Raw genomic sequence first — 12356 nt, forward strand, 5'->3', positions numbered from 1 at the left:
CCATAGCGGCCATTCGAGAGTCAGCAGAGTCCCGCTTTCATGACCGCATCGTCCGACAAGACCCGTGTCCTCACCGGCATCACCACCACCGGCACCCCTCATCTCGGCAACTACGTGGGGGCGATCAAGCCCGCCATCGCCGCGAGCCAGGATCCGACCGTCCAGTCCTACTACTTCCTCGCCGACCTGCATGCGCTGATCAAGTGCCAGGATCCGCGGCGGGTGCAGGAGTCGCGCCTGGAGATCGCCGCCACCTGGCTGGCGCTGGGCCTGGATACCGACAACGCCATCTTCTACCGCCAGTCGGACGTGCCGGAGATCCCGGAGCTGACCTGGATGCTCTCCTGCGTCTGCGCCAAGGGCCTGATGAATCGCGCCCACGCCTACAAGGCGGCGGTGGCCGAGAACGAGGCCGCCGGCAACCAGGACCCGGACAAGGGCATCACCATGGGGCTGTTCGGCTACCCGGTGCTGATGGCGGCGGACATCCTGATGTTCAACGCCCACAAGGTGCCGGTGGGACGCGACCAGATCCAGCACATCGAGATGGCGCGCGACATCGGCGGACGCTTCAACCACCTCTACAAGGGGCAGTACTTCACCCAGCCCGAGGCGGTGGTGGATGAGCGGGTCGAGGTGCTGGGCGGGCTCGATGGGCGCAAGATGTCCAAGAGCTACAACAACACCATCCCGTTGTTCGTCTCCGAGAAGAAGCTCCAGAAGCTGGTGCGCAAGATCAAGACCAACTCCCTGGAGCCCGGCGAGCCCAAGGACCCGGCGGGCTGCACGCTGTTCCAGATCTTCGCGGCCTTCGCGACGGCCGACGAGACCGAGGCCATGCGCACCGAGTACGCCAACGGCATCGGCTGGGGCGAGGCCAAGAACCGCGTCTTCGAGCTGCTCAACGAGCAGCTGCGCGAGCCCCGCGAGCGCTATCAGGGGCTGATGGAGGATCCCGGCCATATCGAGCGGGTGTTGCTCCAGGGCGCCGAGCGGGCCCGCGCCGAGGCGGCGCCCTTCATGGACCGCCTGCGGCAGGCGGCGGGCCTCGGCCGCTTCGTCTAAACGTCGACCGAGCGACGTCGCGCGGGCCACAGGCCGGACTCCCGGGGGAGTCCGGCCCTTTTATTGCCGGATCGCATGAAAACCATCCATACGATGATTTCATGTTCTGCTCCGGATTCGTTAGGCTGCGCTCTACCCCGACCGCTGACCCGGATGCATCCGGAGGATTCCCCCATGAGTGATGTCGCCCTGATCCGGCGTTCCCGCCTGACCCTGCCGCTTCTCGCCGCCGCCGGCCTGCTGCTGGGGGCGCTGGCCGTGGGCAGCGCCTTCGGCGCCCGGCTGGGCGCACTGATGGTGGTGGGCGGACTGCTCGGCATGGTGCTCTACCACGCCGCCTTCGGCTTCACCGCCGCCTGGCGGGTCTTCATCACCGAGCGTCGCGGCCGCGGCCTGCGCGCGCAGATGGTGATGCTGGCCATCGCCGTGGCGCTCTTCTTCCCCGCGCTCTCGGCCGGCAGCCTGTTCGGCCAGTCCGTCTACGGCTTCGTGGCGCCGATCGGCGTATCGGTGGTCGTCGGCGCCTTCCTGTTCGGCATCGGCATGCAGCTGGGCGGCGGCTGCGCCTCCGGCACCCTGTTCACCGCCGGCGGCGGCAACGCCCGCATGCTGATCACCCTGCTGTTCTTCGTGGTCGGCTCGGTGATCGGCACGGCCCATTTCAGCTGGTGGCAGAGCCTGCCGGCCTTCCAGCCGGTCTCGCTGGTGAAGAGCGCCGGCGCCGGCGGCGGCATCGCCATCAGCCTGGCGCTGTTCGCCGCCATCGCGGCGCTGACCGTGGTGATGGAGCGTCGCCGCCACGGCCAGCTGGAGCAGGCGCCGCGGATCGACGTCGGCAACCGGCGCTGGCTCACCGGCCCCTGGCCACTGCTGGCCGGCGCCGTGGCGCTGGCGCTGCTCAACTTCGCGACCCTGTCGCTCGCCGGGCGTCCCTGGGGGGTGACCTCGGCCTTCGCCCTCTGGGGCGCCAAGGGCTTCGAGTGGCTGGGCGGCGACGTCGGCCAGTGGGGCTACTGGCAGGCCTCGTGGAACGCCAGGGCGCTGGAGGCCAGCGTGTGGGGCGACATCACCACGGTGATGAACGTCGGCATCATGGTCGGCGCCCTGGTGGCGGCGTCGCTGGCCGGCAAGTTCGCCCCCAACCTGCGCATCCCCGCGCGCTCCGTGGTCGCCGCGGTGATCGGCGGCATCCTGCTGGGCTACGGGGCTCGCCTGGCGTTCGGCTGCAACATCGGCGCCTACTTCGGTGGCATCGCCTCCGGCAGCCTGCACGGCTGGGTGTGGCTGGTGGCGGCCTTCGCCGGCAACATGCTCGGGGTGAAGCTGCGGCCCTTCTTCTTCTCGGGGCCTGCCGCTCGGGTCGCGACGGCGAAGGGCTGCTGAGCTTCGCGGTCATCGACATCTCAGGCGCCCCGGCCCCGGTCGGGGCGTCGTCTTTTCGGGCGTGGTAGAGTGTCGCCAATGGCGCCGGGAGAGCGCCAACGGCCCGTTCCAGTCACCCTATCGAGGCGAGAGATGACCATCGAACACAAGCGTCCCCTCTACATTCCCTATGCCGGTCCACCGCTGCTCGAGATGCCGCTGCTCAACAAGGGCAGCGCCTTCACGCGTGAGGAGCGACTGGAATTCAACCTGATCGGGCTGTTGCCGCAGAATGTGGAGACCATCGAGGAGCAGGCGGAACGGGCCTATCGGCAGTACAGCCAGTGCCAGAACGACCTCGACAAGCACATCTACCTGCGCGCCATCCAGGATGACAACGAGACCCTCTACTACCGGCTGGTCTCCGAGCACCTCGAGGAGATGCTGCCGATCATCTACACCCCCACCGTCGGCAAGGCGTGCGAGGAGTTCTCCAACATCTACCGCAACCACCGCGGTCTCTTCATCGCCTATCCCGACCGCGATCGCATGGATGACATCCTCAGGAGCTCCACCAAGGACAACGTCAAGGTGATCGTGGTCACCGACGGCGAGCGCATCCTGGGGCTCGGCGACCAGGGCATCGGCGGCATGGGTATCCCCATCGGCAAGCTGGCGCTCTACACCGCCTGCGGCGGCATCAGCCCGGCCTATACCCAGCCGATCATGCTCGACGTGGGCACCAACAACCAGGCGCTGCTCGACGACCCCATGTACATGGGCTGGCGCCACCGGCGGGTCTCCCAGGAGGAGTACGATGCCTTCATGGCGGAGTTCATCACCGCCGTGAAGCGCCGCTGGCCCAATGCGCTGCTGCAGTTCGAGGACTTCGCCCAGGCCAACGCCCTGCCGCTGCTGGATCGTTATCGCGACGAGCTGTGCTGCTTCAATGACGACGTGCAGGGCACGGCCTCGGTGGTGGTGGGCACCCTGATGGCGGCCTGCCAGGCGCGCGACGAGGGCATCGGCCAGCAGCGGGTGGTGTTCGTGGGCGCGGGCTCCGCCGGCTGCGGCATCGCCGAGCAGGTGGTGGTGGCCATGCAGGCCGAGGGGCTGACCGAGAAGGAGGCGCGCTCGCGCATCTACATGGTCGATCGCGAGGGCCTGGTCACCAACGAGCAGGCCTGGCTGCGCGACTTCCAGGGGCGCCTCGCCCACGACCCGGCCCTGGTGGCCGAGTGGGAGGGCCAGTCGCTGCTCGAGGTGGTGCGCCGCATCGAGCCCACGGTGCTGATCGGGGTCTGCGGCATGCCGGGCATCTTCACCGAGGAGGTGGTGCGCGCCATGCATGCCAACTGCGAGATGCCGCTGATCATGCCGCTCTCCAACCCGACCTCGCGGGCCGAGGCGGTGCCGGAGGACGTGATCCGCTGGACCGACGGCCAGGCCCTGGTTGCCACCGGCAGCCCCTTCGCGCCGGTCGAGTACGAGGGGCGCAGCATCCCCATCGCCCAGTGCAACAACGCCTACATCTTCCCGGGCATCGGCCTCGGCGTGGTGGCGGCCGGGGCGAAGCGGGTCACCGATGCCATGCTGATGGCCTCTTCCCGGGCGCTGGCCCGCGAGGCGCCGCTGGTCAAGGAAGGGAAGGGCGCGCTGCTGCCGCCGCTCTCCCAGATCCGCGAACTCTCCAAGGCGATCGCCTTCGACGTCGCCGCCCAGGCCCAGGGCGAGGGCGTGGCGCTGAAGACCAACGGCATCAAGCTGCGCCAGGCCATCGAGCGCAACAGCTGGACGCCGGAGTATCGTCGCTATCGTCGCCGCTCCTTCTGAGCGGATTCCGGGCATGAAATAGGCCCCGCCGGTTTTCCGGCGGGGCCTTTTCGTTGCTCGTCATGGTGGCAGGGCTCGGGCTCTTTCGGCGACAGGACACGAGGGGGCGCTGTGAACCCATCCCTGGGCGCTACCGATGCCATCCTTGGCATCGGACCCCCTCTTAGGCCTGTCCCCGACGGCCTCTCGCCCGTTGGGGTCAGGCCGCCCCAATCATCTTGCGCAGCACGTAGTGGAGGATGCCGCCGTGGCGGTAGTACTCCAGCTCGTTGGCCGTATCGATGCGGCACAGCGCCTCGATCTTCTTCTCGCCCTTCTCGGAGGCGATGGTCACCGTGACCTTGCCGCCCGGGGTGAGGGCGTCGAGCCCCTCGATGGAGACCGTTTCGTCGCCGGTCAGGCCCAGCGACGTGCGGCTCTCGCCCTCGGGGAACTGCAGCGGCACCACGCCCATGCCGATCAGGTTGGAGCGGTGGATGCGCTCGTAGGACTCGGCCAGCACCGCGCGCACCCCGAGCAGGCGGGTACCCTTGGCCGCCCAGTCGCGGCTGGAGCCGGTGCCGTACTCCTTGCCGGCGATCACCACCAGCGGCGTGCCCTCCTCGCGGTAGCGCATCGCCGCATCGTAGATCGCCATCTGCTCGCCGCTCGGCACGTGGCGGGTCTCGCCGCCGACCACGCCGTCGAGCATCTCGTTTCTGATGCGCACGTTGGCGAAGGTGCCGCGCATCATCACCTCGTGGTTGCCGCGCCGCGAGCCGTAGGAGTTGAAGTCCACCGGCTTGACGCCGTTCTCCTGCAGGTAGCGCCCGGCGGGGCTGTCGGGCTTGATGGCACCGGCCGGCGAGATGTGGTCGGTGGTCACCGAGTCACCCAGCAGGGCGAGTACCCGGGCGTCCTTGACGTCCTCGATGGCCTCGGGGGTGCGCCCCATGCCCTCGAAGAAGGGCGGGTGCTGGATGTAGGTGGAGTCCGTCGACCACTGGTAGACCTTGCTCTTCGGCACCTCGATGGCCTTCCAGACCTCGTCGCCGTCGAAGACCTCGGCGTATTCCTTGCGGAACATCTCGGTGTTGACCTGCTCCACGGCCTCGGCGATCTCCGCCTGGCTGGGCCAGATATCCTTGAGGAACACCGGCTCGCCGTGCCGGTCGGTGCCCAGCGGCTCGCGGGTCAGGTCGAGCTGGACGTTGCCGGCCAGCGCATAGGCCACCACCAGGGGCGGCGAGGCGAGCCAGTTGGTCTTGACCAGCGGATGCACCCGGCCCTCGAAGTTGCGGTTGCCCGAGAGCACCGAGGCCACGGCCAGGTCGCCCGTCTCGATGGCCTCCTCGATCGGGCCCGCCAGCGGACCGGAGTTGCCGATGCAGGTGGTGCAGCCGTAGCCCACCAGGTGGAAGCCCAGCGCGTCGAGGTCCTCCTGCACGCCGCCGGCGGCCAGGTAGTCGGTGACCACCTTGGAGCCCGGCGCCAGGGAGGTCTTGACCCAGGGCTTGGTGCCGAGTCCCTTCTCGCGGGCCTTCCGTGCCAGCAGGCCGGCGGCCATCATCACGCTGGGGTTGGAGGTGTTGGTGCAGGAGGTGATGGCGGCGATGACCACGGCGCCGGGGTTCAGCCGGAAGGCCTCGCCGTCGAGATCGACGTCCTGGCTGTCGTGATGCTCGTAGCTCGCCTCGACCCCGACGGCGGTCTGGCCGCCCTCGGACATCAGCTTGCCCTTCTCGGTGCTCGACAGCGGCTTGCCGTCGTCCTCCATCACCTTGGCGAAGGCGGCACTCATGTCCTTGAGCGCCACCCGGTCCTGGGGCCGCTTGGGGCCGGCGAGGCTCGCCTCGACGTCATTCATGTCGAGCGCCAGGGTGTCGCTGAAGATCGGCTCGTCGCCGGGCTCGCGCCACAGGCCCTGGGCCTTGCTGTAGGCCTCGACCAGCGCCAGCTGGGCGTCGTCGCGGCCGGTCAGGCGCATGTAGGTGAGGGTCTCATCGTCGACCGGGAAGAAGCCGCAGGTCGCGCCGTACTCCGGCGCCATGTTGGCGATGGTGGCGCGGTCGGCCAGCGGCAGGTCCTTGAGGCCGTCGCCGTAGAACTCGACGAACTTGCCCACCACGCCCTTCTTGCGCAGCATCTCGGTGACGGTCAGCACCAGGTCGGTGGCGGTGATGCCCTCGCGCAGCTTGCCGGTGAGCTTGAAGCCGACCACCTCGGGGATCAGCATCGAGACCGGTTGGCCGAGCATGGCCGCCTCGGCCTCGATGCCGCCCACGCCCCAGCCGAGCACGCCCAGGCCGTTGATCATGGTGGTGTGGGAGTCGGTGCCGACCAGGGTGTCGGGGTAGGCCAGGGTCTTGCCGTCCTGCTCCTTGGTCCACACGGTCTGGCCCAGGTACTCCAGGTTCACCTGGTGGCAGATGCCGGTGCCGGGGGGCACGACGCGGAAGTTGTCGAAGGCCTGCTGGCCCCAGCGCAGGAACTCGTAGCGCTCGTGGTTGCGCTCCATCTCGATGGCGACGTTGTCCTTGAACGCCGTGGGGTTGCCGAACTTGTCGACCATCACCGAGTGGTCGATGACCAGGTCCACCGGGGAGAGCGGGTTGATGCGCGCGGGATCCTCGCCGAGGGACTCCACCGCGGCGCGCATGGAGGCCAGGTCGACGACGCCGGGCACGCCGGTGAAGTCCTGCATCAGCACCCGGGCCGGACGATAGCCGATCTCGCGATCGGAGTGGCCCTGCTGCTGCCAGTCGACCAGCGCCTGCAGGTCCTCGCGCTCGACGCTTTCGTCATCGGCGAAGCGCAGCTGGTTCTCCAGCAGGATCTTCAGCGTCTTGGGCAGTCGATCGATGTTGCCGAGCGCCTCGGCGGCCTTGGGCAGGCTATGAAAGTGGTAGGTATGACCGCCGGCATCCAGCGTCTCCAGGGTATCCGGTAGGGCGTCGTTGCTCATGCTGTCTGTCCTCCTTTCGCATCGCGGGGAGTAGGGGCCACCATCCTGGCGCCTCTTCGCTACATGGTCATGATAGAGGGCGTTTTCAAGCGGTGCCCGGGGTCGTCGGCCCCCGGGCACCCTTGAAATGGTGGACGTGGCCCTCCATATTGCTGCAACACCACAAAAGGCGGTGAACGCCGAATGAACGAGGAACAGCTCGAGTCGCGGGAGGTGAATTGCCCCTACTGCGACACGCCGTTCGACCTGCTGGTCGATCTCTCCCAGGGCAGTCACGCCACCTGGGAGGATTGCCCGCGCTGCTGCGCCCCGATCCAGCTGCGCATCGAGGTCTCGCCGGTCAGCGGCGAACTCGATTCGCTCATGCTGGGGCGCGACGACGACGTGCTCTAGCAAGCGTTGATAGTGCCAACGGCGCCGGCGCGTTTCACGAGCGTCCAGCGGCCTGCGCCATGCCGGTACCATCCGTCGGCATCGCCCAGCCCACTGTGCCATTCCCGACTCCACGAGGTCCTTCCATGAGCGACGCGCGTCACGAACGCCTGATCATCCTCGGCTCCGGCCCCGCCGGCTACACCGCGGCCGTCTATGCGGCCCGCGCCAACCTCAAGCCGCTGCTGATCACCGGCATCCAGGCCGGCGGCCAGCTGACCACCACCACCGACGTCGACAACTGGCCGGGCGATGACGCAGGCGTGCAGGGCCCGGAGCTGATGGAGCGCATGAAGCGCCACGCCGAGCGCTTCGACACCGAGGTGCTGTTCGATCACATCAACGAGGTCGAGCTGCGCGAGAAGCCCTACACCCTGAAGGGCGATGGCGGGACCTACACCTGCGACGCCCTGATCATCGCCACCGGCGCCAGTGCACGCTACCTGGGGCTGCCCTCCGAGCAGGCGTTCATGGGCCAGGGTGTCTCGGCCTGCGCCACCTGCGACGGCTTCTTCTACCGCAACCAGGAGGTCGTGGTGGTGGGCGGCGGCAACACCGCCGTGGAGGAGGCGCTCTACCTCTCCAACATCGCCTCGAAGGTGACCCTGGTGCATCGCCGCGACAGCCTGCGGGCCGAGAAGATCCTCCAGGACAAGCTCTTCGAGAAGGCCGAGAGCGGCAACGTGGTGCTCGAGTGGAACCAGACCCTCGACGAGGTGCTGGGCGACAACAGCGGCGTGACCGGCGTGCGGCTGCGCTCCACCGAGACCGGCGAGACCAGGGAGCTGGCGGCGCCGGGCGTGTTCATCGCCATCGGCCACAGCCCCAACACCGGCATCTTCGAGGGGCAGCTGGAGATGGCCGGCGGCTACATCCGCGTGCAGTCCGGCCTCGAGGGCAACGCCACCGCCACCAGCGTGCCGGGCGTATTCGCCGCCGGTGACGTCATGGACCACGTCTATCGCCAGGCCGTGACCTCCGCCGGCACCGGCTGCATGGCGGCACTGGACGCCGAGCGCTACCTCGACGAGCTATAGCAGAGGGGGTGAGCCTGCCGGCCCGATGTCGCGGCTTATCCGGGGGGGCAGGCCGGTTCGGGGGCGCTGTGAACCCCTCCCTGGGCGCTACCGATGCCATCCCTGGCATAGGACCCCCTTCCGACCTGCCCCGGCGCCGCTCACCTTGGTGGCGCCATACTTTCCTGGCTCCTTGCCCCTTGCTCCTTGCCCTTGGATCAGTAGTGCGGCGGCAGCTCGTCCTCGGGGCGGGGGGCGGCCTCATCGCCCTCCTGTAGAGCCCGCTGCTGGTGGCGCAGCCGCTCCTGCATCAGGACGTTGATCCGCTCGAGCTGCGAGAGCCGCCGCTCCTGGCCGGCCACGGCCTCGTCCAGGGTGTCGAGCCAGTGCTCCTGGTAGGCGATCCGGCTCTCCAGGGCCTCCAGGCGGCGGGCCAGCTCGCCAGGCGTCGTTGCATCGCTCATGATAGAATCCTTGTGCTGCGTGTCACCGTTCATCGTGGCACCTTCATGCATGAGGGTCCCTTTCTTCCTTTCACCACTACCAGAGAGTTTTACAGGTCCATGAATCGAAAGGTCGTGTTTCGTTGCAGTATTATCAGCCTGCTGCTGGCGGCGCCAGCGCCGCTGTTGATCGCCCTGCTCGTCCATCTCACCGGCGGCGTGCTGTCCCGTGAGCTGTTTGCCAGCCTCGAGGTCGGCGGCGTGGCCGCGGTCTATTTCGCCGCCGCGGTCGCGGTCTTCCTGCTGCTGCTGATTGCCACCCTGGCGCTCAACGCCCTGACGCCCCAGCTGGTCAACCTGGCCGAGGTCGAGGACGACGATCGCGAGATCGGCGAGGTCAAGTGGTTCAACGTCAACAAGGGCTACGGCTTCATCACCCGCGACGACGGCGAGGATGTCTTCGTGCACTTCCGGGCCATCCGCGGGCGCGGACATCGCACCCTGGCCGAGGGTCAGAAGGTGCGCTACCACGTCATCCAGAACGAGCGGGGGCTTCAAGCCGACGACGTCACCGTTATCACCTAAATCGAAGCGCCTGCGCTCGGCGTACCCGCAGCGCCTCCAACGACAGCGCCCCGCCTTGAGCGGGGCGCTGTCGTGTCGGGGCTACTGACCAGAATCGGGCCAGTCGATCGGTTGCTCGGTGCCGTCGGGCAGCACCTGCAGGAAGCGGTCCGGATCGTCGCCGGGCTGCCAGCCGCCCAGCGAACAGCGCACCTCGCACTCGAGCCGCCGGGCGGCCTCCCGGGCGCACTCGGCGTCCGTCGCCCAGGGCGTCTCGGGGCTGTCGAACCACAGGCTGGCGAAGCCGTCGGCGGCCTTCTCCACCAGCAGCACCGGTACCGGCGCCGCGTCCTTCCCACCGCGGGTGCGCCACTGGCGCTTGCCGGCGGGGGCCAGCGCCGCGGCCCCGATGGCCTCGGCGAGCCAGGCGTCGAGGCGCGCGATGTCGCCGCGGGCCAGGTAGATCTCGATATCGGGATAGGATTCCATGGATGCCTCAGGGCCGCGCCGTGCCGTTGACGAAGAGCCGTCCGAGGATCGCCTCGTAGACCCGGCTCAGGTCGTCGAGATCGGTGGCCCGTACCCGCTCGTTGACCTGATGGATGGTGGCGTTGCAGGGGCCGAGCTCGACCACCTGGCTGCCCAGGGTGGCGATGAAGCGCCCGTCGGAGGTGCCGCCGGAGGTGGAGAGCGTCGGGCGGATGCCCACGGCCTCCTCCACGCCGGCCACCGCGGCCTCGACCAGATCGCCCTCGGCGGTCAGGAAGGGCTCGCCGTTGAGCGTCCAGTCCAGCCGGTAGTCGAGGCCGTGGGCATCGAGCAGCGCCTCGGTGCGGGCCCGGAGCTGCTCGTGGGTCACCTCGGTGGAGAAGCGGAAGTTGAACACCACCTCCACGTCGCCGGGGATGACGTTGGTCGCGCCGGTCCCCGAGCGGAGGTTGGAGATCTGGAAGCTGGTCGCCGGGAAGAAGGCGTTGCCTTCGTCCCAGTGCTCGTGGGTCAGGGCGTCCAGGGCGGGCATCGCCTGGTGAATGGGGTTGCGCGCCAGGTGCGGGTAGGCCACGTGACCCTGGATGCCCTTGATGTGCAGCACGCCGCCCAGCGAGCCGCGCCGGCCGTTCTTGATCACGTCGCCGAGGCGGTCGGTGGAGGAGGGCTCGCCGACGATGCAGTAGTCGAGCCGGTCGTGGGTCTCGCGCAGGTGCTCGACCACGGCGCGGGTGCCGTCCACCGCCGGGCCCTCCTCGTCGGAGGTGATCAAGAAGCCGATCCGCCCGTGGTGATCCGGGTGGGCCGCGACGAAGCGCTCCACCGCGGTGACCATCGCCGCCAGGCTGCCCTTCATGTCAGCGGCGCCGCGGCCCCGCAGCATGCCGTCGTCGTCGATGACGGGCTCGAAGGGCGGGGTGTCCCAGTGCGTGTGCGGACCGCTCGGCACCACGTCGGTGTGGCCGGCGAAGGCCAGCAGCGGGCCGTGGTGGCCGCGGGTGGCCCAGAAGTTCTCCACGTCGCCGAACGGCAGGCGCTCGATGTGGAAGCCGAGCGCCTCCAGGCGCTCGATCATCAGCGCCTGGCAGCCCAGGTCATCCGGCGTCACCGAGGGGCGCCGGATCAGCTCGCAGGCGAGCGCCAGGGTCGGCGAGAGTTCGGCGGCCTCAGTTGTGGGCATGCAGCGCCTCGTTCAGCGCGATGGCGCTCTTGTTGGTGAGGCACTCGATGCGGCCGTTCTGGGAGTTGCGGCGCAGCAGCAGGTCGTCCTGGCCGGCGAGCTCCCGGGCGGCCACGGTGTCGGCGACCTGGCCCTGGTCGTCGAGCACGGTGACCTTGGCGCCGGCGGTGATGTAGAGGCCGGCCTCGACGGTGCAGCGATCACCCAGCGGGATGCCGATGCCGGCGTTGGCGCCGATCAGACAGCCCTCGCCGACCTTGATGACCATGTTGCCGCCGCCGGAGAGGGTGCCCATGGTGGAGCAGCCGCCGCCCAGGTCCGAGCCCTTGCCGACCATCACGCCGGCGGAGATGCGGCCCTCGATCATGCCCGGGCCCTCGGTGCCGGCGTTGAAGTTGACGAAGCCTTCATGCATCACCGTGGTGCCCTCGCCGAGGTAGGCGCCCAGGCGCACCCGGGCGGTGTCGCCGATGCGCACCCCGGTCGGCACCACGTAGTCGGTCATCTTGGGGAACTTGTCGACGCAGTCCACGGAGAGCGGGCGGCCCGCCAGGCGAGCCTTGAGGCGACGCGCCGGCAGCTCCTCGATGTCGATGGCGCCTTCGCTCGACCAGGCGATGTTGCGCAGCAGGCCGAACATGCCGGTGAGGTCCAGGCCGTGGGGCTTGACCAGGCGATGGGAGAGCAGGTGCAGCTTGAGATAGACCTCCGGGGCGCTCTGGGGCGGGGCGTCGACGTCGAGGAACATCGCCACCAGCGGACGCTGGCTGGCCGCCAGGGTCTCGGCCAGCTCGGCCTGCTCCGGATGGCCGGCGTCACGCAGCGCGCCGGCCAGTGCGCCGCACTGCTCCGGCAGGAAACTGACCGCGGCGTTGCCGTCGGGGGCGTCGAGCACCTCGGCGGCGGCGGCCACCAGGCTCGCGTCCGGGCCGAGCAGCGGGGCCGGGTAGTAGATCTCCAGCCAGTCGCCCTGGGTGTTCTGGGTGCCGATTCCGAGTGCAAAGCTCAGCATGGGAGGTGTCCTCTGA

The 12356-nt window shown here is 68.9% G+C and carries 11 protein-coding genes; 6 read left to right on the plus strand and 5 right to left on the minus strand.

Annotated features, from left to right (window positions below):
- Positions 1-39 precede the first annotated feature (39 nt).
- The 3 genes from trpS (at position 40) to ACGTNG_RS09560 (ending at position 4260) form a co-directional block, all read left to right on the plus strand.
- Positions 40-1065 (plus strand): tryptophan--tRNA ligase, encoded by a 1026-nt coding sequence (gene trpS, locus ACGTNG_RS09550; RefSeq protein ID WP_394576790.1) that lies wholly within the window; start codon positions 40-42, stop codon positions 1063-1065.
- 174 nt (positions 1066-1239) lie between these two features.
- Positions 1240-2448 (plus strand): YeeE/YedE family protein, encoded by a 1209-nt coding sequence (locus ACGTNG_RS09555; RefSeq protein ID WP_394576791.1) that lies wholly within the window; start codon positions 1240-1242, stop codon positions 2446-2448.
- A 132-nt stretch (positions 2449-2580) separates the two neighbouring features.
- Positions 2581-4260: an NAD-dependent malic enzyme gene (locus tag ACGTNG_RS09560; protein ID WP_394576792.1), complete on the plus strand. Its 1680-nt coding sequence runs from the start codon at positions 2581-2583 to the stop codon at positions 4258-4260.
- A gap of 199 nt (positions 4261-4459) precedes the next feature.
- On the opposite strand, the gene acnA is transcribed toward ACGTNG_RS09560, so the two are convergent.
- Entirely contained in the window at positions 4460-7204 is a 2745-nt protein-coding gene (gene acnA, locus ACGTNG_RS09565) for an aconitate hydratase AcnA (RefSeq protein WP_394576793.1), read from the minus strand.
- 183 nt (positions 7205-7387) lie between these two features.
- On the opposite strand from acnA, the gene ACGTNG_RS09570 reads away from it, so the two are divergent.
- Together ACGTNG_RS09570 and trxB are read left to right on the plus strand one after the other, a co-directional pair.
- Positions 7388-7597 carry a zinc ribbon domain-containing protein gene (locus ACGTNG_RS09570; protein ID WP_394576794.1) on the plus strand — a complete coding sequence of 70 codons (210 nt, stop codon included), beginning with the start codon at positions 7388-7390 and terminating at the stop codon, positions 7595-7597.
- Positions 7598-7722: 125 nt separating this feature from the next.
- On the plus strand, positions 7723-8673 hold the full coding sequence (gene trxB, locus ACGTNG_RS09575) for a thioredoxin-disulfide reductase (protein WP_394576795.1): 951 nt from the start codon (positions 7723-7725) through the stop codon (positions 8671-8673).
- A 197-nt stretch (positions 8674-8870) separates the two neighbouring features.
- Here trxB and ACGTNG_RS09580 read toward each other — a convergent pair whose 3' ends face one another.
- Positions 8871-9116: a SlyX family protein gene (locus tag ACGTNG_RS09580; protein WP_394576796.1), complete on the minus strand. Its 246-nt coding sequence runs from the start codon at positions 9114-9116 to the stop codon at positions 8871-8873.
- Between the two features lie 99 nt (positions 9117-9215).
- Here ACGTNG_RS09580 and ACGTNG_RS09585 point away from each other — a divergent pair, with 99 nt between their 5' ends.
- On the plus strand, positions 9216-9680 hold the full coding sequence (locus ACGTNG_RS09585; protein WP_394576797.1) for a cold-shock protein: 465 nt from the start codon (positions 9216-9218) through the stop codon (positions 9678-9680).
- A gap of 81 nt (positions 9681-9761) precedes the next feature.
- On the opposite strand, the gene ACGTNG_RS09590 is transcribed toward ACGTNG_RS09585, so the two are convergent.
- From ACGTNG_RS09590 to dapD, 3 genes are read right to left on the minus strand one after another with little or no spacing between them, the layout of a single operon-like run.
- Positions 9762-10148 (minus strand): hypothetical protein, encoded by a 387-nt coding sequence (locus ACGTNG_RS09590; RefSeq protein WP_394576798.1) that lies wholly within the window; start codon positions 10146-10148, stop codon positions 9762-9764.
- Between the two features lie 7 nt (positions 10149-10155).
- Entirely contained in the window at positions 10156-11328 is a 1173-nt protein-coding gene (dapE, locus tag ACGTNG_RS09595; RefSeq protein ID WP_394576799.1) for a succinyl-diaminopimelate desuccinylase, read from the minus strand.
- Positions 11315-12340, minus strand: coding sequence for a 2,3,4,5-tetrahydropyridine-2,6-dicarboxylate N-succinyltransferase (gene dapD, locus ACGTNG_RS09600; protein ID WP_394576800.1), 1026 nt, complete (start codon positions 12338-12340; stop codon positions 11315-11317). Before dapD ends, dapE begins: the two co-directional genes overlap by 14 nt.
- Positions 12341-12356 lie beyond the last annotated feature (16 nt).

This window comes from Halomonas sp. B23F22_3 (assembly GCF_043496965.1).
Classification (GTDB): Bacteria; Pseudomonadota; Gammaproteobacteria; order Pseudomonadales; family Halomonadaceae; genus Halomonas.